This is a genomic window from Roseivivax sp. GX 12232, from assembly GCF_021272185.1.
Taxonomy (GTDB): Bacteria; Pseudomonadota; Alphaproteobacteria; order Rhodobacterales; family Rhodobacteraceae; genus Roseivivax.
In genome coordinates this window covers 163,359-181,643 of the sequence record NZ_JAJSEC010000003.1, presented here as the reverse complement: position 1 = coordinate 181,643, position 18,285 = coordinate 163,359, and the positions used below count along the sequence as shown (strand labels likewise).

The window sequence follows — 18,285 nt, the reverse complement described above, 5'->3', positions numbered from 1 at the left end:
CCCTCACCCGCCCGAGGAAAAGGCCCGTTGACCGGGCGGCGGCGGCGGCCCTTAGACTGGCGCCATGCGCCGCGCCCTCAGAGCCCTTCTCCTCGCCTGCCTCCTGGCGCCCGCACTGCCGGGCCCGGCGCCCGGCGCGGGCCCGCGCGATCCCGGCACGCTCTGCTCGGCGGGGCGGTTCAGTGCCGCGCTCTGCATCCGGCCCGCGCATCAGGTCTACGACACCTGCGCGGCGATCGGCAGCTTCGCGCGGACCCATGGCATCGACCCGCATTTCTTCGCGCGGCTCCTCTGGCAGGAAAGCCGCTTCGACCCGAATGCCCTCTCGCCCGCCGCGGCACGGGGCATCGCGCAGTTCATCGACAGAACCGCCGCGCGGCGCGGGCTCACCGACAGTCTCAACCCCGCCGAGGCGCTGGAATATTCCGCCCATTACCTGGGCGAGCTGACCCGCCGCTTCGGCAATCCCGGGCTGGCGGCGGCGGCCTATAACGCGGGCGAAGCGCGCACCGCGGCGCATGTCCGCGAAAAACGCCCGCTGCCGCCCGAGACCCGCGACTACGTGCGGATCATCACCGGGCTCAGCGCCGAGACCTGGCGCGACGCCCCGCCCGAGGCACCCGATTTCCGGCTCGACGGCGCGGCGCCCTTCGAGCCGGCCTGCCGCGCGCTGGCCCGGACGCGGCGGCTCAGCCCCTACCCCGCGCCCGAGCGCGACCACGCGCCCTGGGGCGTGCAGCTGGCCTTCGGGCCCGACGCCGAGGCCGCCCGCGCGGCCTTCCGCGCCCGGACCCGCGCCTGCCGGGCGCTGGCCGAGAGCGCACCGCTGGAACTGGTGTCGGTGGCGCATCGGGTGGCGGGGCGGCAGGGCTACGTCATGGCGCGGCTGGGCGTCGAGACGCCGGAGGCGGCAGGCAAGCTTTGCGACGGGCTGCGCGCCCGGGGCTGCCGCTGCGCGGTGCATGAGAACCCGTGACGGGCGGTTTGAGCTGGGGCTGTCGCGTGGCGAGCGCCGGCTGACCGCCCGCGCCTAGACCCCGACCTCGGGGCCGAGGCAGAGCATCTCGCCCTGGCTCTCGGCCTCGTAAAGCTCGGTCGCCCCGCCCCCGTCGAAAAGCGCCCGAAGCCCGCCGGGCTCGCGGAAGAAGCGCCAGCACTGCGGCATCGGGTCGTCCTCGTAGACAAAGCAGATGCGCTCGCCTTGCGGGAACCAGCGCCCCTCCTTGCAGGCGCCGTCGAGGAAGGACCAGCGCACCCGCCGGTCCGGCAGGTAGCGCTCGATCCCGTAGGGCTGCCCGGCCTCCGAGAAGGTCAGCGTGCGCCCGGTCACATAGGCTTCGAACTCCGCCGCGGTCATCGGCGCCTCGAGCGCCCGCGCGGGCGGGGCTGCAGCGGCGGTCAGAAACCCCAGCGCGAGGGTCAGGGCGAGAAGGAAAACACGCGGTCTCATGTCCTTCAGTCTGACACGAGCGCCCCCTTCTGCGGAAGGGATCACCGCCAGGCCCGCGCCCGGCGGTCCATCATCCGCCGCCAGACCGGCGGCACCAGCGCGATCACCGCCATGACCGGCAGCGATTGCGGCAGGATCGGCATCTCCGCGCGGTCGAGCCGCAGGCCGGGATAGGCGCGCCCGGGATGCGCGTGGTGGTCCGAATGCCGCGGCGCGTTCAGCATGAGCGCGCCCGAGAAGCCCTGCGGCGCGTTCCAGCTGTGCCGCGCGCCCATGGGCTCGGGCCGGCCCGCCTTGCCGGGCCGCCGCCGCAGCCCGTAGTGCTGCACGTAATCGGACAGCAGGAGCTGAAGCTGCGCGTAAAGGCAAAGCGCCCCGTAGATCAGCGCCGCCCGCCAACCGCCCGCCGCCAGAACGCTCAGGAAGGCCACGAGCCCGCCGCCGAGATAAAGCGCGTAAGGCGTGCGCCAGGAGGGCCGGCCCGCGCGGGCGGCGCGCTTGGCCTCGGCCCGGTAGCCCGCCCGGAAGCTGCCCCGCCAGGCCCGGAGCGCGAAGCGCCAGAAGCCTTCGCCCAGGCGCGCGGAATTGGGGTCGCGCTTGGTCGCCGCGTGGACATGGTGCACCAGCCGATGCGCCGAGGCGTGATGCCCGAAAAGCAGGCTCACGTAGACCGCGACGCCTAAGGCGCGCGGACCCCGGCCCGGCCGGTGGATCAGCTCATGGGCGTTGGCCATGCTGACCTGCCCCAGGAAGAGCGCCAGCCCGAAGAACAGCGCCGCGGCCTCGGCGAGGCCCCGCCCGCCCGCCGCAAGCGCCAGCGCGCCACCGAAGAGTAGCGGGAAATGCAAGACCCCGAGCGTCACCGACAGCGCGAGCCCCGCGGGAAATTCCGCCCCCTCGGGCGCATCGGGCGCGGCAAGCGCCCCCAGCCGGTCGAGGAAGAAGGCCACCAGGGTGATATAGGCCAGCGCCGCCCAGGCCAGCGCCCCGCCAAAGACGACCCCCAGCGCCAGGAGCGCCACGAGCGACAGCGTGATGAGCGTGAAACGCGCCATGGGCCTCCAGTAGAGTTTGAGGGGGGTCGGTCTAAAATCTCTCCCCCCGTCTCCTATCGGAAAATTTCGTCGCCACGAAGGCCCCTTCGCGGCAGGATGAGGTCGCAAGGCGGCCCTCAGGCGCCGCATCCCGCGTGACGGCGGGGCCTCGCGCGGGCTACACCCGGGGACCAGAGACAGCAGCGCGCGAGGAGGCGACATGGCGCTCGATCAGGGCAAGGGCAGCTGGAAATCCGGGCGCGGCAAGGGCCGCCCCACGCCCAAGGGCCGGCCGCTCGACGAGACGGCCCAGGCCGAGGTGCGCGCGCTCCTGGGCACCGCGCCCAGGCGGCGCGATCTGCTGATCGAATTCCTGCACCGCATCCAGGACGCCTACGGGCATCTCTCGGCGGCCCATATCCGCGCGCTCGCCGAGGAGCTGCGCCTGTCGCAGGTCGAGGTCTACGAGGTCGCGAGCTTCTACGCCCATTTCGACCCGGTCAGCGAAGGCGAGACCCCGCCGCCGGCGCTGACCGTGCGGGTCTGCGATTCGCTCTCCTGCGAGCTGGCCGGAGCCGAGGCGCTGCGCGAGGCGCTGGAGGCGGGGCTCGACCCCGCCGAGGTGCGCGTCCTGCGCGCCCCCTGCATGGGCCGCTGCGACACCGCCCCGGTCTGCGAGCTGGGCCACAACCACATCGACGCCGCCACGCCCGAGAGCGTCCGCGCCGCGATCACCGCCGGCGCCATCCACCCCCGCATCCCCGACTACGAGGCCCTCGCGTCCTACCGCGCGGGCGGCGGCTACGCGGCGCTGGAGCATCTGCGCGCCGAGGGCGACTGGCAGGAGGTGCAGGAGCGGGTCCTGAGCGCCGGCCTGCGCGGCCTCGGCGGCGCGGGGTTTCCCGCCGGGCGCAAATGGGGCTTCGTGCGCGCCGAACCCGGGCCGCGCTACCTCGCGGTGAACGGCGACGAGGGCGAGCCCGGCACTTTCAAGGATCGGTATTACCTCGAACGCCAGCCGCATCTCTTCCTCGAGGGGCTCCTGATCGCCGCCTGGGCCGTCGAGGCCGACCACGTCTTCCTCTACATGCGCGACGAATATCCCGCCGTCCTCGAGATCCTGCGCCGCGAGATCGCCGCGCTCGAGGAGGCCGGGCTCGCCCCGCGCGACTTCATCGAGCTGCGGCGCGGCGCCGGCGCCTATATCTGCGGCGAGGAAAGCGCGATGATCGAATCCATCGAGGGCAAGCGCGGCCTGCCCCGCCACCGCCCGCCCTATGTCGCCCAGGTCGGCGTCTTCGGCCGCCCGACGCTGGTGCACAACGTCGAGACCCTGCATTGGGTCGCCCGGATCTGCCGCGAGGGGCCCGAGGTGCTCTCATCCACCGAGCACAACGGACGCCGCGGGCTGCGCAGCTTCTCGGTCTCGGGCCGGGTGGCTTCGCCGGGGGTCTACCTGCTGCCCGCAGGCTCCACGATCACCGAGATCATCGCAGCCGCCGGCGGCATGGCCCAGGGCCATGTCTTCAAGGCCTACCAGCCCGGCGGCCCTTCCTCGGGCCTCCTGCCCGCCTCGCTTGGCGATATCCCGCTCGATTTCGACGTGCTGCAGGAGCACGGCTCCTTCATCGGCTCGGCGGCGGTGGTGGTGCTTTCCGACCAGGACAGCGCCCGGGCTGCCGCGCTCAACATGCTGCGCTTCTTCGAGGACGAAAGCTGCGGGCAATGCACCCCCTGCCGGGTCGGCTGCGAGAAGGCGGTGAAGCTGATGCAGGCCGAGCACTGGGACCAGGGGCTTCTGGAAGAGCTGAGCCAGGCCATGGTCGACGCCTCGATCTGCGGCCTCGGCCAGGCCGCTCCGAACCCGATCCGCGCGGTGATGCGGCATTTCCCCGAGGAGATCTGAAGCGGGTTTGGTTGGGCCGTTGGTTGGGCGGTCGCCCGCCTGGCGGCGGGCGGACTGTCTGGCCCGCTGATCGTTCCGATCATCGGGCGGGCGAGGGCGCTGCCCTCGCGCTCCCGGAGGTATTTTCAGCCCGGTCATGCGCAAAGAGGGGCTGCGCGCCGGGGGTGAGGGCGGGCGCGGGTTTTTGGTTTGAGTGGTGAGGTGGGTCGGCTGTGGCCGGGGGGGCGCGGGTTTGTTGGGTGCGGGCGCGGCTGGGATTGCGCGGTGGCGCTTTGATTGAGGCGTTGCGCCGCGCGGGGGGGGCGCGCGGCGGTGCCTTTGGTCGAGGCGTCGGGCGGCGCAGACGTTTGTCGCGCGGGGCGGCGGCGGTGGTCGCGCGCCTCTGCTCGGGGCCGGGCCGAAGCGCCGCGCGCCCGACCTCCCAGCGGCCGGGCGCGGGCGCCGTCAGCCGTAGTCGGAGACCGGCGTGCCGGCGAGGGCGGCCATGTTCAGGAGGCCGCGCGTGGTGATCGAGGGGGTCACGATATGGGCGCGGTTGCCCATGCCCATCAGGATCGGGCCGACCTCGAGGCCGCGGGCGGTCATCTTCAGGATGTTGCGCACCCCCGAGGCCGCGTCGGCATGGGCGAAGATCAGCACGTTGGCCTTGCCGACCATGCGGTTGCCCGGCAGCAGCCGCTCGCGCAGATCCGGGTCGAGCGCCGCCTCGACGCTCATCTCGCCTTCGTAGCAGAAGTCCCGCGGCTGGGCGTCGAGCAGCTCGAGGCCCGCGCGGATGCGCGCGGCAGCCTCGTTCGACTGGGTGCCGAACTGCGACTGCGAGCAGAGCGCGATCTTCGGCTCGAGCCCGAAGCGGCGGACGTGGCGCGCGGCGCCCACCGCGGCGCGGGCGATCTCCTCGGGCGTGGGCGCGAAATGCACATGGGTGTCGGCGATGAAGAGCGGCCCGTCCTCGAGGATCATCAGGCTCAGCGCGCCGTGGGGCGAGAGCTCCGGCGAGCCCAGCACCTGCTCGATGTAGTTGAGATGCCAGCGGTATTCCCCGAAGGTGCCGCAGATCAGGCTGTCGGCCTCTTCGCGGTGCACCATGACCGCGCCGATGGCGGTGGTATTGGTGCGCATGATCGCCCGGGCGATGTCCGGGGTCACGCCGCGGCGGGCCATGATCTCGTGGTAGGTGGTCCAGTAGTCGCGGTAGCGCGGGTCGTTCTCGGGGTTGACGATATTGACGTCGCGCTCGGGCCGGATCTCCAGGCCCATGCGCTCGCAGCGCATATTGATGACCTCCGGCCGGCCGATCAGGATCGGCTGTTCGGTGGTCTCCTCGAGGATCGCCTGGGCGGCGCGCAGGACGCGCTCGTCCTCGCCCTCTGCGAAGACGATGCGCCGCGAGGCCCCGGCGGCGGCGGCGAAGACCGGGCGCATGATCAGCGCCGAACGGTAGACCGAGGCGCGCAGCTTGGCCTTGTAGGCCTCCATGTCGGTGATCGGCCGTTCCGCCACGCCCGAGGCCATGGCCGCCTCGGCCACCGCCACCGAGACCGTGGCCGAGAGCCGCGGGTCGAAGGGCTTGGGGATCAGGTAGTCGCGCCCGAAGGTCAGGCTTTCGCCGTGATAGGCTGCGGCGGCCTCGGCCGAGGTGGTGGCGCGGGCCAGCGCCGCGATGCCCTCGACGCAGGCGATCTTCATCTCGTCGTTGATCGTCGTGGCGCCGACGTCCAGCGCGCCCCGGAAGATGAAGGGGAAGCAGAGGACATTGTTGACCTGGTTGGGGAAATCCGAGCGGCCGGTGGCGATGATCGCCTCGGGGGCGACCTCGCGGGCGGCGTCGGGCATGATCTCGGGGTTGGGGTTGGCGAGCGCGAAGATGATCGGGCGCTCGGCCATCTTCGCCACCATCTCGGGCTTCAGGACATTGGGGCCCGAGAGGCCGAGGAAGAGGTCGGCACCTTCGATCACCTCGCCCAGGTCGCGCGGCCCGCCGGGCTGGGCGAAGGCGGCCTTCTGCGGGGTCATGGCCTCGTCCTCGCGGCCCTCGTGCACCAGCCCGTTGATGTCGCAGAGCCAGACGTTCTCGCGCTTGACGCCGAGCTTCAGGAGCATGTTGAGGCAGGCGATGCCCGCCGCCCCGCCGCCGGTGGAGACGATCTTGATGTCTTCGAAGGCTTTGCCCGCGAGCTTCAGCGCGTTCAGCGCCGCCGCCGAGACCACGATGGCAGTGCCGTGCTGGTCGTCGTGGAACACGGGGATGTTCATGCGCTCGCGGCAGATCTCCTCGACCACGAAGCAGTCGGGTGCCTTGATGTCCTCGAGGTTGATCGCCCCGAAGGAGGGCTCCAGCGCGCAGACGATCTCGGCCAGCTTCTCAGGGTCGTGTTCGTTGAGCTCGATGTCGAAGCAGTCGATGCCGGCGAATTTCTTGAAGAGCACCGCCTTGCCCTCCATCACCGGCTTCGAAGCCAGCGCGCCGATGTCGCCGAGGCCCAGGACCGCGGTGCCGTTGGAGACCACGGCGACGAGGTTGCCGCGCGCGGTGTAGTCGCGGGCGGTGGTCGGGTCGGACTTGATCTCGAGGCAGGCCTCGGCGACGCCCGGCGAATAGGCGCGGGCCAGGTCGCGGCCGTTGGCCAGCGGCTTGGTGGCCTGGATCTCGAGCTTCCCGGGCTTGGGATAGCGGTGGTAGTCGAGCGCCTGCTGCCGTTGCCCCTCGGTGGTCTGATCCGACATGCCTCTCTCCCCTCACTGGTCCGGGAATCTCGCGTAGCGCAAAACGCGGGGGGCGGAAAGACGTGACGTCATTTGGGGGGGGGTGAGCCTGAGGTTGGGGCCTGCGCAGATAGGTGCGGTGGGGACGCGCTGAACTGTCCAAGGTAGTGAAAGCGTCTGTGTGCGAGCGGGGTTGCTGCTCAGAAGGCCGCAACATCACATCGAGGCCGCGCCTCTGGGGACTGCCACAGTTCAAACAATCTCCAAAGCTACCCCACCCGAACACCGGCCACTTCTTGCGCCCGAATAGCACCGAAGGTGCCGGGCGCGCGCCGGACCGGCCCCTTGGGCTGGCGCTCTTGTGGGTGACGTGCATAAATAGCCTCTAGCCCTGACCTTGCCGCGATAAAGCGCCCCGCTCGACAGTCGGCAGCGCCGGCCCCCGGTCCGGCGCGCGCCCTCTGGTGCGAGGGGTGAGAGGGCGGCGGGGCCCATTCCCGCCTCCCCCCTTGCGCCGCCTCCGCCCGCGCTCCACCATGCCGCTTCCCGAGAGCTGCGAGAGGTGCCCCGATGTCCCTGCGCGACGCCGCGCTTGCCGTGCGCGAGAACGCCCATGCCCCCTATTCCGGCTTCAAGGTGGGGGCGGCGCTGACCACCCCTTCGGGGGCCGTCCACCGGGGCTGCAACGTCGAGAACGTCGCCTACCCCGAGGGCACCTGCGCCGAGGCCGGGGCCATCGCCGCCATGGTCGCCGCGGGCGAGACCGAGATCGCCGAGATCTACGTGGTCGCCGACAGCCCCGCCCCGGTCCCGCCCTGCGGCGGCTGCCGCCAGAAGATCGCCGAGTTCGCCGCCCCCGCGACCATGGTCACCCTGGCCACGCTCGAGGGCACCGAGACCCGGCTTTCGGTGGGCGAGCTGCTGCCCGGGGCCTTCGCCGCGTCGCATATGGACAAGTCCTGATGGAGCCCGCCCGGCTGATCGCGGCCCTGCGCCAGGGCCAGGAGCCCGATCCCGCGGCCATCGCGGGCTTCGCGCGCGGGCTCGCCGAGGGTTCGGTCTCGGACGCCCAGGCCGGGGCCTTCGCCATGGCGGTCTGCTGGCGCGGGCTCTCCGAGGCGGGGCGCACGGCGCTCACCCGGGGGATGCGCGATTCGGGCCGGAAGCTCGACTGGGACCTGCCGGGCCCGGTCCTCGACAAGCATTCGACCGGCGGCGTGGGCGACTGCGTGAGCCTGGTGCTCGCCCCCGCGCTGGCCGCGCTCGGGGTCTATGTGCCGATGATCTCGGGGCGCGGGCTGGGCCATACCGGCGGCACGCTCGACAAGCTCGAGGCGATCCCCGGCTTCCGCACGGCGCTGAGCGAGACCGAGTTCACCCGCTGCGTCCGCGAGACCGGCGCCGCCATCGTCGGCGCCTCGGCGGATATCGCGCCGGCCGACCGGCGGCTCTACGCGGTGCGCGACGTGACCGGCACCGTGGCCTCGATCGACCTGATCACCGCCTCGATCCTGTCGAAGAAGCTGGCCGCCGGGCTCGAGGGGCTGGTCCTCGACGTGAAGCTGGGCTCCGGCGCCTTCATGAAGACCGAGGCCGAGGCCCTGGAACTGGCCGAGGCGCTGGCCGCGACGGCCAATGACGCGGGCTGCCCGACGGTGGCCTGCCTGACCGACATGGACGCCCCGGCGGCGCCGGCGCTCGGCAATGCGCTCGAGGTCTGGGAGGCGGCGGCGGTCCTCAAGGGCCAGGATCCCGAGGGAAGGCTCGCGGCGCTGACCGAGCTTCTGGGCGGCGCGCTCCTGGCCAAGGCGGGGCTTGCCAAGGATGCCGAGGCGGGCGCCGCCCAGGTCCGCGCGACGCTGGGCGACGGGCGCGCGGCCGAGGCCTTCCAGAAGATGGTCTATGCCCAGGGCGGGCCCATGGGTTTCGTCGAGACGCCGGGCCGCTTCCTGCCCGAGGCGCCGGTGATCCGCGAGGTCACCGCCGAGGGCGCGGGCCATGTGGCGGCGATCGACGGCGAGGCGCTGGGGCACGTGGTGGTGCGGCTCGGCGGCGGGCGGCGGGTCGAGACCGACAGCGTCGACCCGGCGGTGGGTCTCTCCGAGGTGGCGCCGCTCGGGCGCGCGGTCGCGCCGGGCCAGCCGCTGGTGAAGCTGCACGCCGCCCGGGTCGAGGACGCCGAGGCGGTGGAAGCGGCGATCCGCGCGGCCTTCACCCTGGGCGAGGCCCCGGCGCGCAAGCCCATCGGCCGCATCGCGGCGGGGGCCTGAGCGGGGGGCGGATCAGCACCAGGCGGCCCTGAAGCGGGCGTGTCAGCCGAGAGCGCTCGAGCGGTGGGCATCTCAGCGGCGGGTGGCTCCGCGGTGGGCCCCCATGCAGCGGGCGCCGCAGACCTGAACCTCCAGGCGGCAGGCGCCCCGGACCCGAGCCTCCAGGCGGCAAGCGCCCCGCCAGCCCGCAGCCCGGCGCCAGCCGCCAGACCACCGCCCGACGCGGCGGCGCCCCGCCGCCCGCCCCTTGCCCAAATCTTTCGCGCGCGCTAGGCCCGGTGCCACCCTCAGACGCCTGCCCGTGAAGGATCACCCATGCCCCGCGCCTTCCTTGTCGTGATGGATTCCGTCGGTATCGGCGGCGCCCCGGATGCGGGCGACTTCTTCAACGACGGCAAGCCCGACAGCGGCGCCAACACGCTCGCCCATATCGCGCGGGCCTGCGCCGAGGGCCGGGCCGAGGAAGGCCGCTCGGGCCCCCTGCACCTGCCGCATCTCGACGGGCTGGGCCTCTCGCGCGCGGTGACGCTGGCCTCGGGCGATCCCGCCCCGGACCTCGGCGGCGGAGACCTCTCCGGCACCTGGGGGGCGGCGACCGAGGTCTCGCCCGGCAAGGACACGCCCTCGGGCCACTGGGAGCTGGCCGGCCTGCCGGTGCCCTGGGACTGGCACTATTTCCCCGACACAAGGCCCGCCTTCCCCGAGGATCTGACCGCCGAGGTCTGCCGCCTCGCGGGCACCGAAGGCATCCTCGGCAATATCCACGGCTCGGGCACGGTGATGCTCGACCGCTTCGGCGAAGAGCACATCGAGACCGGCTTCCCGATCTGCTACACCTCCGCCGACAGCGTCTTCCAGATCGCCGCCCATGAAGAACATTTCGGCCTCGACCGGCTGCTCCAGCTCTGCCGCGACATCGCCCCGCGCCTGCACGAGATGCGCGTCGGCCGGGTCATCGCCCGGCCCTTCGTGGGCAGCCCCGGGGCCTTCCAGCGCACCGCCAACCGCCGCGACTACGCGATCCGCCCGCCCCAGCCGGTGCTGACCAACTGGGCCCAGGACGCCGGCCGCCGGGTGCGCGCCATCGGCAAGATCGGCGACATCTTCACCATGGAAGGCATCGACGAGCTGCGGAAGGGCGCCGACGCCGAGCTGATGACCCATCTCGGCACGGCGATCGACGAGATGCCCGAGGGCAGCCTGACCTTCGCCAATTTCGTCGAGTTCGACAGCCATTACGGCCACCGCCGCGACGTCTCGGGCTATGCCCGGGCGCTCGAATGGTTCGACGCCGAGCTGGGCCCGCTCCTCGACCGGCTGCGCCCGGACGACATGCTGTGCCTGACCGCCGATCATGGCAACGATCCGACCTGGTTCGGCACCGACCACACCCGCGAGCGGGTGCCGGTGCTGATCGCCGGCCAGGGCCCGGGAGAGCTGGGCCGGATCGCCTTCGCCGATGTCGCCGCGACCATCGCGCGACACCTCGACATTCCCGCAAAGGGGCCCGGACGCCCCGCGCCCCACGAGTGACCAGATGACCGACGAGACCCAAGAGATCCGCCACGACGAAGAGAGCCTCGCAGCGATTGCCAACCTGCCCAAGGTCGAGCTGCACCTGCACCACGAGGGCGCCGCCCCGCCGGAGTTCATCCGCCGCCTCGGAGAGGAGAAATCCATCCGCCTCGACGGCGTCTTCGACGCCGACGGCGGCTATGCCTTCTCGGGCTTCGAGCGCTTCCTGCGCACCTACGAGGCGGCCACCGCCGTGCTGAAATCGCCCGAGGACTTCCACCGCCTGACCCTGGCGCTCCTTGAGCAATCGGCCGAGAACGGCGTGGTCTACACCGAGAGCTTCCTGTCGCCCGATTTCTGCGGCGGCGGCGACATCTCGGCCTGGCAGGACTACCTGGCCGCCATCCGCGAGGCCGCCGAGATCGCCGAGCGCGACATGGGCGTGACCCTGCGCGGCGTGGTGACCTGCGTGCGCCACTTCGGCCCCGACCAGGCCCGCCGCGCGGCGCGCTGCGCCGCCGAGACCGCGGGTGATTTCATCACCGGCTTCGGCATGGGCGGCGACGAGAACCAGGGCGCGCTCAAGGATTTCGCCTGGTCCTTCGACATGGCCCGCGAGGCCGGGCTCCAGCTCACCGTGCACGCCGGCGAATGGCGCGGGCCCGCCGAGGTCGCCTCGGCGGTGGACGACCTGCGCGTCGCAAGGATCGGCCACGGCGTGCGCGCCGCCGAGGACCCCGCCCTTGTCGAGCAGCTGGCCGAGGCGGGCATCTGCCTCGAGGTCTGCCCGGGCTCGAACGTGGCGCTGGGGGTCTACAAGCGGCTTGCCGACCACCCGATCGCACGGCTGCGCCGGGCCGGGGTGCCGGTCACCGTCTCGACCGACGATCCGCCCTTCTTCCACACCACGATGCGCGACGAATACGTGAACCTCGCGCGCTGCTTCGGCTGGCACGCCGAGGATTTCACCACCCTCAACCGCACCGCGCTGGCCCATGCCTTCTGCGACGAGACCACCCGCGCGGCCATCGCCAAGAGACTGGACACCCAATGACCGAGACCCTGAAGATCGTCGATCACCCGCTGGTGCAGCACAAGCTCACGCTGATGCGCGAGAAGGAGACCTCGACCGCCTCCTTCCGGCAGCTCCTGCGCGAGATCTCGCAGCTCCTGGCCTATGAGATCACCTCGGAACTGCCGATGACCACCCGCCGCATCGAAACCCCGCTGATGCCGATGGAGGCGCCGGTCCTCGACGGCAAGAAGCTGGCGCTGATCTCGATCCTGCGGGCCGGCAACGGGCTTCTGGACGGCGTGCTCGAGCTGATCCCCTCGGCCCGGGTGGGCTTTGTCGGGCTCTACCGTGACGAGGAGACGCTGCAGCCGGTGGAATACTACTTCAAGGTGCCCGAGGGCCTCTCGGACCGGATGACCATCGCCGTCGACCCGATGCTGGCCACCGGCAATTCCTCGGTCGCGGCCATCGACCTGCTGAAGAAGGCCGGCGCGACGAACATTCGCTTCCTCTGCCTTCTGGCTTCGCCCGAGGGCGTCCAGCGCATGGCCGAGGCGCATCCCGACGTGCAGGTAGTGACCGCCGCGCTCGACGAGCGGCTGAACGAAAAGGGCTATATCGTGCCTGGTCTCGGCGATGCGGGCGACCGGATGTTCGGGACTAAATAGGCCATGGCATAGCTTTACAGACGCAACCTGTTGCGGCATCGTTGCGAAAACGCCTTCGGGGGGCCGTGATATGAAACTGACACGTCTGGCCGTGCTGGCCCTGGCTGCCGGGACTTTCGGTCTTGCGGGCGAGCTCTCCGCCCAGCAGCGCTCGACCGATGTGCCGATGGAGTTTCCGCCCAGTTCCTACGAGGGCCGCCAGTATGTCGACAGCCGCGGCTGCGTCTACATCCGCGCGGGCATCGACGGGGCGACCAACTGGGTGCCACGGGTGAGCCGCCAGCGCCGCCACATCTGCGGCCAGACCCCGACCCTGGGCGAAGGCGGCACCCGCACCGCCGCCGCCGCGCCCGGCAGCGAGGTGGAGCGGATCACCCTCGACAGCGCGCCCTCGGCGGCTGCGCCGCGCCAGGCGCAGGCCCAAGCGCAGGCCCGGACGACGACCACCGCGCCGCAGCCGCAGGCCCAGCGCCGCGCCACCGCGCCCCAGCCGCAGCAGGTCAAACCCGCACCCCAGATCGTCCGCCAGGTGCCCGCGCCCGCCGCGCAGCCCGCGCCCGCCCGGACCCGCGTCGCGACCGAGGGCGGCTGCCGCGGCGCCTCGGCGATCTCGCAGCAGTATATCGGCAACTCTCAAGGGCTGCCGGTGCGCTGCGGGCCGCAGACCACCAGCCATGTGACGGTGATCCGCCGCGGCGAGACGCCGGGGCCGAACGCCAATGTCTACATCCGGCAGGGCTACGACGACAGCAACCTGCGCCTTGCCCCCGCGGCGACCCGCAGCGGCCCCGGGCCGACCATCGTGCCGGACCAGGTCTACGAGACCCTGCGCGCCGAGGCCGCCGTCCGCGTGCCCGAGGGCTACGAGCGCGCCTGGGACGACGACCGCCTGAACCCGCGCCGCGCCTTCCAGACGCCGGAGGGCTACTACGCGACCCAACAGGTCTGGACCAACACCGTGCCGCGCCGGCTGGTCGCCACCGCCGACCGCCACCGGGTGCGCGATCCGATCATCATCATTCCGCGCTGACGTCCGCGCCGAGGTTGGGCGGGGCCGCTTGAAGCGGTTCTGCGCTGAGTTGGTGCGGTGTGCGTCTCACCCCTTTGGCGAGACAAGCAAAAACCCCGTTGTGGGCCCTGTTCGTCCTTGGAAAAGCTCCGCCGTGTCACACTGCCGAAGTGCAGCTTAACCCTACCGAGGTGATGTGCCCAGCCTCGCTCATGCCGTGGTGCCAAAGGCCGCTTTCCCGACCTGATCCGAGACAGGCGACGCGCCTCCCGCGCGGCCGCTCAGCCCCCGCACCCTACCCCGTGCAGATCCCCTGCAGCCGCACCCATTCCGCGTCCGTCAGCACCGGGCGGCTGCCGGTCTCGCGCCGGGGGTCGGCCTCGATCAGCGGCAGCGTCGTCTCGCCGGTCATGTCGATCGCATAGGCATAGGGGCTCGAGCGCAGCTCCGCCCCGTCGAAGGCGGTCAGGAGCGCCTCGGTCGAGACCCGCGCCGGGGTCTCCGAGAGGATCGCCTCGGCATGGGCGTCCAGCGCGCTTTCCGGCAGCTCGCCCGTGGTCAGAAGCTTCAGCGTCGCGAAAAGCCCCGCGCGCTGGAGGAGCTCACCCAGCGGATCGGCCCGCCCGGCGCGCAGCGCCTCGGCCAGGACATAGCCCGCGGTGACATCGGGGTCCTCGGGGTCCTCGACCAGCCGCCGGTTCAGAAGGATGCGCCCGCCCGGCAGATGCGCGGTGTCCGGCACCGCCTGGCGCAGGACCGTCAGGTCGCCGCCGCGCTCAGGGCCCAGCACCCGGCGGCCCAGCGCGCGCAGGGGCTCCTCGGCCTCGCTGGCGCTGCAGGGCCGGCCCGCCACCCGCTCGATCCGCTCCAGAAGCGCCGCGCCGATCTCGTCGCGCTTGACCGGGGGGACAACCTCGGTCGAATAGGCCAGAAGCGCGCCGGGCAGCCAGAAGACCGTCGCCAACACGCCCGCCGCCGCCAGCCCGCCGGTGATCCAGAGCCGCAGCTTGCCCGGCCGGGGCCGCGCCCGCGAGATCGCCCGCAGCACCCGGTCGATGCCCTCGATCATCTCGGGGGCGTCCTCGCCCAGCTCCAGCGTCTCTCCGGGGTCGCCGTCGGGGTGGTAGATCGCCGGCAGCTCGCCCCGCGCCGTGGCCCGCTCCACCGCCGCCAGCGACCAATGCGCCAGCGGGCGCTCGTTGCCGTCGCTGATCGTCAGGGAGGCCTCGCCCAGCGAGACGATCACCTCGCGCCGCTGCGCCTCGGCATCGGCACGCCAGAGGCCCGAGGCTTCGAGACGCTGGTATTGGGTAAGGGCTGTCATGCGCTCCGGGGGCTCGTCTGCACCTGTGGCTCGGCGCAAGCTACACGCGGCGGTGGGAGACGGCAATCGCATGGGCGCGCGGGGCTGTGACGCCGGTTTCGGACGCGGGGAGTGCGGTATTTTTGCCGAGGGTGATGGCGTTGGGGCTTGGCTTGGGTGTGGGGGTGAGAGGCGCGCCGCCCCGGCTTGGGCGGCGGCTGAGGGCGCCGGTTTAGGTATTTTTGCCAAGCTGAAGCCTGGGGTGGGGCGCTTCGGGCCCTGGGTGGGGCGCGGAGTTGAGAGCGGGGTGCGTGGTGTGCTGCCCCGGCGGGCGTGGCGGATTTGGGCCGGGCGCGCGGCGCCACACACCGCAGGGAGCGGCGGCTGAGAATGGGTTGAGCGGCGCGACGCCCCGGCAGGCGCGGCGGCTGGCGGCGGCGGTGGGCGCGGACTTCAAAGGCCGCGCCTTCGCCCGAGCCCCCTGCCCGGCCCGACCTCACATCTCCTTCGCCTGCGCCCGGAGCTGGAACTTCTGAATCTTCCCCGTCGAGGTCTTCGGCAGTTCCCCGAAGACCACCTTCTTCGGTGTCTTGAACCCGGCGAGCTGGCCGCGGACGAAGGCGATCAGCTCCGCCTCCTCCGCCTCCGCGCCGGTCTTCAGCTCGACGAAGGCGCAGGGCACCTCGCCCCAGGTCTCGTCGGGCTTGGCGACCACCGCGCAGAGCGAGACCGCGTCATGGCCCATCAGCACGCCCTCGACCTCCACCGAAGAGATGTTCTCGCCGCCCGAGATGATGATGTCCTTGGCGCGGTCGGCGATGCGGATGTAGCCGTCCTCTTCGAGGATCGCGATGTCGCCCGAATGGAAATAGCCGCCCGCGAAGCTTTCCTCGGTGGCCTCGGGGTTCTTGTAGTAGCCCTTCATCACGCCGTTGCCGCGGAACATGATCTCGCCCTTGGTCTCGCCGTCATGCGGCACTTCGACCATGCGATCGTCCATGACCGTCACATGCTCGAGGAAGGGCATGGCGACGCCCTGCCGGGCCTTCAGATCGGCCCGCGCAGCGCCCGCGGTGCCGTCCCACTTGGCCTGCCAGGTGCATTCGGTGCCCGGCCCGTAGGTCTCGGTCAGCCCGTAGACATGGGTGACGTTGAAGCCCATGGGCTCGATCTTCGCCAGCGTCGAGGGCGCCGGCGGGGCGCCCGCGGTGAAGACCTCGACCACCTGCGGGAAGGCGCGCCGCTCGGCCTCGGGGGCGTTGATCAGCGTGTTGAGCACGATCGGCGCGCCGCCGAAATGGGTCACGCCTTCCTCGGCGATGGCGTCGAAGATCGGCTTGGCGCGGATCTCGCGGCAGCAGACCAGCGTGCCGCCGACCACCGGCATCATCCAGGTGTGGCACCAGCCGTTGCAGTGAAAAAGCGGCACGATGGTCAGATAGACCGGGTTCAGCACCATGCGCCAGGACAGCACCTGCCCCATGGCGTTCAGATAGGCGCCCCGGTGGTGGTAGACGACGCCCTTCGGCCGCCCGGTGGTGCCCGAGGTGTAATTGAGCGCGATGCTCTCCCATTCGTCCTCGGGCATGATCCAGGGCGCATCGGGCGCGCCCTCGGCCAGAAGCGCGTCATAGGTGGTGTGGCGCCCGCTGGCGATGCAGCCCGCCTCGGCGTCGACCACCTCGATCAGCACCGGGCCCGGACCCTCCATCTCCACCAGGGCCGCCTCGGCGACCTCGATCACCTCGCTGTCGACGAGTGCCAGCTTGGCCCCGCCATGGGCGAAGATATAGGCCACGGTGCCCGCATCGAGCCGGGTGTTGATCGCGTTCAGCACCGCCCCCGCGGCAGGCACGCCGAAATGCGCCTCGGCATGGGCGGGGATATTGGGCAGGAGCGTCGCAACCACGTCGCCCGGCTGGATGCCGCGCCCCGCCAGCGCCGAGGCCAGCCGGCTCACCCGCGCGGCATAGGCGCGGTAGTCGACCCGGTGGCTGCCGTAGGCCACGGCCAGGTGGTCGGGATAGACCTCCACCGCGCGCTTCAGGAAGGACAGGGGTGTCAGCGGGGTGTAATTGGCAGGCACCTTGCCCAGCCCGGTCTCGTCCGGCAACCAGCCCATGCTGTCCTCCCTTGCCCGTCGCTCGCGCTCAGATTGCGGCCAAGCGCGGGCGCAGGCAAGCCTTGCGGCGGCCCTCGGGCTGGAGGCAAGCTGCGCCCGACCCTGACCCCGCCACCCCGGAGGCCCGATGTCCCGAAGCGCGCTTTCCGACGACAGCCGCGCCGCGCTCGACCGCGCGGTGCTGGTCTGGCTCGCCACCGCCGATGCGGAGGGCCGGCCCAATGTCTCGCCCAAGGAGGTCTTCCTGCCCGCCCCCTCGGGCGAGATCCTGATCGCCGAGATCGCCTCGGCCGGCAGCCTGCGCAACATCCGCGCCAACCCCGAGGTCTGCGTCTCGGCGCTGGACGTCTTCCGGCAGAAGGGCATGACGTTTCACGGCACCGCGCGGATCATCGCCCCCGAGGCGCCCGACTTCGCCGAGGCCGCGGCGCCGCTCGCCCGGAAGGCCGGGCCCGCTTTCGCCATCCGCCATGTCATCGCGGTCAGCGTGACCCGCGCCCGGCCGCTCCTCGCGCCGGGCTACCGGGTCTTCCCCGACAAGACCGAGGGCCAGATGATCGCCGAGGCGCATCGCCTCTACGGCGTCCGCCCCGGAGGCGAGCGCCCATGATCATCTCGCCCGGACGCGGCTATCTCTTCGTGCATATCCCCAAGACCGGCGGCACCTCGCTGGCGCTGGCGCTCGAGGCGCGGGCGCATCGCGATGACATCCTGATCGGCGACACCCCCAAGGCGCGCGCCCGGCGCAAGCGGCTGAAGACGCTGGGCCCCGCCGCCGGGCGGGTCTGGAAACACGCCAGCCTGCGGGACGTGGCGGGCCTCTTGCCCGAGGCGGCGCTCGCGCCCCTCAAGGTCGTCACCCTGGTGCGCAACCCCTGGGACCGGATGGTCAGCTACTACCACTGGCTGCAGGATCAGAGCTTCGACCACCCCGCGGTGCGGCGCGCCAAGGCGCTGAGCTTCGCCGATTTCCTCGCCGACCCCGCCACCGGCGCGGCGCTGCGCGCGGCTCCCTACGGCAGCTATGTCACCCGCCCCGACGGCGAGGAGGCCGAGACGCTCTTCCTGCGGCTCGAATATCTGCAGACCGACCTGCCCGCCTTCGAGGCGCTCCTGGGCTTCCGGCTCGCGCTGCCCCATGCCAACCGCTCGGCCCGGGCCGAAGACTGGCGCGGCTATTACGACGCCGAGACCCGCGCCCGGGTGGCCGATCTCTGCGCCCCCGACATCGCCCGCTTCGGCTACCGCTTCGAGCCGGCCTGAGCGCCCTCTCCGACCATTTTCCGA

General features: G+C 71.9%; 15 protein-coding genes. 10 read left to right on the top strand and 5 right to left on the bottom strand.

What is annotated here, in order from left to right:
• The first annotated feature begins 64 nt into the window (after nucleotides 1-64).
• Nucleotides 65-976 carry a lytic transglycosylase domain-containing protein gene (locus tag LR948_RS07280; RefSeq protein ID WP_232753333.1) on the top strand — a complete coding sequence of 304 codons (912 nt, stop codon included), beginning with the start codon at nucleotides 65-67 and terminating at the stop codon, nucleotides 974-976.
• Nucleotides 977-1,030: 54 nt separating this feature from the next.
• Here LR948_RS07280 and LR948_RS07275 read toward each other — a convergent pair whose 3' ends face one another.
• Both LR948_RS07275 and LR948_RS07270 read right to left on the bottom strand, forming a co-directional pair.
• The gene (locus LR948_RS07275; RefSeq protein WP_232753332.1) at nucleotides 1,031-1,450 is read right to left on the bottom strand and encodes a hypothetical protein; all 420 of its coding nucleotides are present in this window, start codon (nucleotides 1,448-1,450) and stop codon (nucleotides 1,031-1,033) included.
• A 41-nt stretch (nucleotides 1,451-1,491) separates the two neighbouring features.
• Nucleotides 1,492-2,505 (bottom strand): alkane 1-monooxygenase, encoded by a 1,014-nt coding sequence (locus tag LR948_RS07270; RefSeq protein WP_232753331.1) that lies wholly within the window; start codon nucleotides 2,503-2,505, stop codon nucleotides 1,492-1,494.
• A 199-nt stretch (nucleotides 2,506-2,704) separates the two neighbouring features.
• On the opposite strand from LR948_RS07270, the gene LR948_RS07265 reads away from it, so the two are divergent.
• Nucleotides 2,705-4,390 carry an NAD(P)H-dependent oxidoreductase subunit E gene (locus LR948_RS07265; RefSeq protein ID WP_232753330.1) on the top strand — a complete coding sequence of 562 codons (1,686 nt, stop codon included), beginning with the start codon at nucleotides 2,705-2,707 and terminating at the stop codon, nucleotides 4,388-4,390.
• A 444-nt stretch (nucleotides 4,391-4,834) separates the two neighbouring features.
• On the opposite strand, the gene LR948_RS07260 is transcribed toward LR948_RS07265, so the two are convergent.
• Entirely contained in the window at nucleotides 4,835-7,117 is a 2,283-nt protein-coding gene (locus tag LR948_RS07260; RefSeq protein ID WP_232753329.1) for an NADP-dependent malic enzyme, read from the bottom strand.
• Nucleotides 7,118-7,666: 549 nt separating this feature from the next.
• Between LR948_RS07260 and LR948_RS07255 the strand changes: the two genes are divergently transcribed.
• The 6 genes from LR948_RS07255 (at nucleotide 7,667) to LR948_RS07230 (ending at nucleotide 13,594) form a co-directional block, all read left to right on the top strand.
• Nucleotides 7,667-8,059, top strand: a complete 393-nt coding sequence (locus LR948_RS07255; protein WP_232753328.1) for a cytidine deaminase — start codon at nucleotides 7,667-7,669, stop codon at nucleotides 8,057-8,059.
• On the top strand, nucleotides 8,059-9,366 hold the full coding sequence (locus tag LR948_RS07250; RefSeq protein WP_232753327.1) for a thymidine phosphorylase: 1,308 nt from the start codon (nucleotides 8,059-8,061) through the stop codon (nucleotides 9,364-9,366). Before LR948_RS07255 ends, LR948_RS07250 begins: the two co-directional genes overlap by 1 nt.
• 315 nt (nucleotides 9,367-9,681) lie before the next feature.
• On the top strand, nucleotides 9,682-10,899 hold the full coding sequence (locus tag LR948_RS07245) for a phosphopentomutase (RefSeq protein WP_232753326.1): 1,218 nt from the start codon (nucleotides 9,682-9,684) through the stop codon (nucleotides 10,897-10,899).
• 4 nt (nucleotides 10,900-10,903) lie between these two features.
• Nucleotides 10,904-11,935 carry an adenosine deaminase gene (locus LR948_RS07240; protein WP_232753325.1) on the top strand — a complete coding sequence of 344 codons (1,032 nt, stop codon included), beginning with the start codon at nucleotides 10,904-10,906 and terminating at the stop codon, nucleotides 11,933-11,935.
• A complete protein-coding gene (gene upp / locus LR948_RS07235) occupies nucleotides 11,932-12,564 on the top strand; it encodes a uracil phosphoribosyltransferase (RefSeq protein WP_232753324.1) in 633 nt (210 codons plus the stop codon). Before LR948_RS07240 ends, upp begins: the two co-directional genes overlap by 4 nt.
• Nucleotides 12,565-12,634: 70 nt before the next feature.
• The gene (locus tag LR948_RS07230; RefSeq protein WP_232753323.1) at nucleotides 12,635-13,594 is read left to right on the top strand and encodes a hypothetical protein; all 960 of its coding nucleotides are present in this window, start codon (nucleotides 12,635-12,637) and stop codon (nucleotides 13,592-13,594) included.
• A gap of 274 nt (nucleotides 13,595-13,868) precedes the next feature.
• On the opposite strand, the gene LR948_RS07225 is transcribed toward LR948_RS07230, so the two are convergent.
• On the bottom strand, nucleotides 13,869-14,897 hold the full coding sequence (locus tag LR948_RS07225) for a hypothetical protein (RefSeq protein ID WP_232753322.1): 1,029 nt from the start codon (nucleotides 14,895-14,897) through the stop codon (nucleotides 13,869-13,871).
• A gap of 475 nt (nucleotides 14,898-15,372) precedes the next feature.
• Nucleotides 15,373-16,998, bottom strand: coding sequence for an AMP-binding protein (locus LR948_RS07220; protein WP_232753321.1), 1,626 nt, complete (start codon nucleotides 16,996-16,998; stop codon nucleotides 15,373-15,375).
• 127 nt (nucleotides 16,999-17,125) lie between these two features.
• Here LR948_RS07220 and LR948_RS07215 point away from each other — a divergent pair, with 127 nt between their 5' ends.
• Nucleotides 17,126-17,608, top strand: coding sequence for a pyridoxamine 5'-phosphate oxidase family protein (locus tag LR948_RS07215; protein ID WP_232753320.1), 483 nt, complete (start codon nucleotides 17,126-17,128; stop codon nucleotides 17,606-17,608).
• On the top strand, nucleotides 17,605-18,261 hold the full coding sequence (locus LR948_RS07210; RefSeq protein ID WP_232753319.1) for a sulfotransferase domain-containing protein: 657 nt from the start codon (nucleotides 17,605-17,607) through the stop codon (nucleotides 18,259-18,261). Before LR948_RS07215 ends, LR948_RS07210 begins: the two co-directional genes overlap by 4 nt.
• Nucleotides 18,262-18,285 lie beyond the last annotated feature (24 nt).

What these genes read in the sequence shown, in the direction of transcription:
- LR948_RS07280 (WP_232753333.1), top strand. Translation starts at nt 65, where the DNA reads ATGCGCCGCGCCCTCAGAGCCCTTCTCCTCGCCTGCCTCCTGGCGCCC.
- LR948_RS07275 (WP_232753332.1), bottom strand. Translation starts at nt 1,450, where the DNA reads ATGAGACCGCGTGTTTTCCTTCTCGCCCTGACCCTCGCGCTGGGGTTT.
- LR948_RS07270 (WP_232753331.1), bottom strand. Translation starts at nt 2,505, where the DNA reads ATGGCGCGTTTCACGCTCATCACGCTGTCGCTCGTGGCGCTCCTGGCG.
- LR948_RS07265 (WP_232753330.1), top strand. Translation starts at nt 2,705, where the DNA reads ATGGCGCTCGATCAGGGCAAGGGCAGCTGGAAATCCGGGCGCGGCAAG.
- LR948_RS07260 (WP_232753329.1), bottom strand. Translation starts at nt 7,117, where the DNA reads ATGTCGGATCAGACCACCGAGGGGCAACGGCAGCAGGCGCTCGACTAC.
- LR948_RS07255 (WP_232753328.1), top strand. Translation starts at nt 7,667, where the DNA reads ATGTCCCTGCGCGACGCCGCGCTTGCCGTGCGCGAGAACGCCCATGCC.
- LR948_RS07250 (WP_232753327.1), top strand. Translation starts at nt 8,059, where the DNA reads ATGGAGCCCGCCCGGCTGATCGCGGCCCTGCGCCAGGGCCAGGAGCCC.
- LR948_RS07245 (WP_232753326.1), top strand. Translation starts at nt 9,682, where the DNA reads ATGCCCCGCGCCTTCCTTGTCGTGATGGATTCCGTCGGTATCGGCGGC.
- LR948_RS07240 (WP_232753325.1), top strand. Translation starts at nt 10,904, where the DNA reads ATGACCGACGAGACCCAAGAGATCCGCCACGACGAAGAGAGCCTCGCA.
- upp (WP_232753324.1), top strand. Translation starts at nt 11,932, where the DNA reads ATGACCGAGACCCTGAAGATCGTCGATCACCCGCTGGTGCAGCACAAG.
- LR948_RS07230 (WP_232753323.1), top strand. Translation starts at nt 12,635, where the DNA reads ATGAAACTGACACGTCTGGCCGTGCTGGCCCTGGCTGCCGGGACTTTC.
- LR948_RS07225 (WP_232753322.1), bottom strand. Translation starts at nt 14,897, where the DNA reads ATGACAGCCCTTACCCAATACCAGCGTCTCGAAGCCTCGGGCCTCTGG.
- LR948_RS07220 (WP_232753321.1), bottom strand. Translation starts at nt 16,998, where the DNA reads ATGGGCTGGTTGCCGGACGAGACCGGGCTGGGCAAGGTGCCTGCCAAT.
- LR948_RS07215 (WP_232753320.1), top strand. Translation starts at nt 17,126, where the DNA reads ATGTCCCGAAGCGCGCTTTCCGACGACAGCCGCGCCGCGCTCGACCGC.
- LR948_RS07210 (WP_232753319.1), top strand. Translation starts at nt 17,605, where the DNA reads ATGATCATCTCGCCCGGACGCGGCTATCTCTTCGTGCATATCCCCAAG.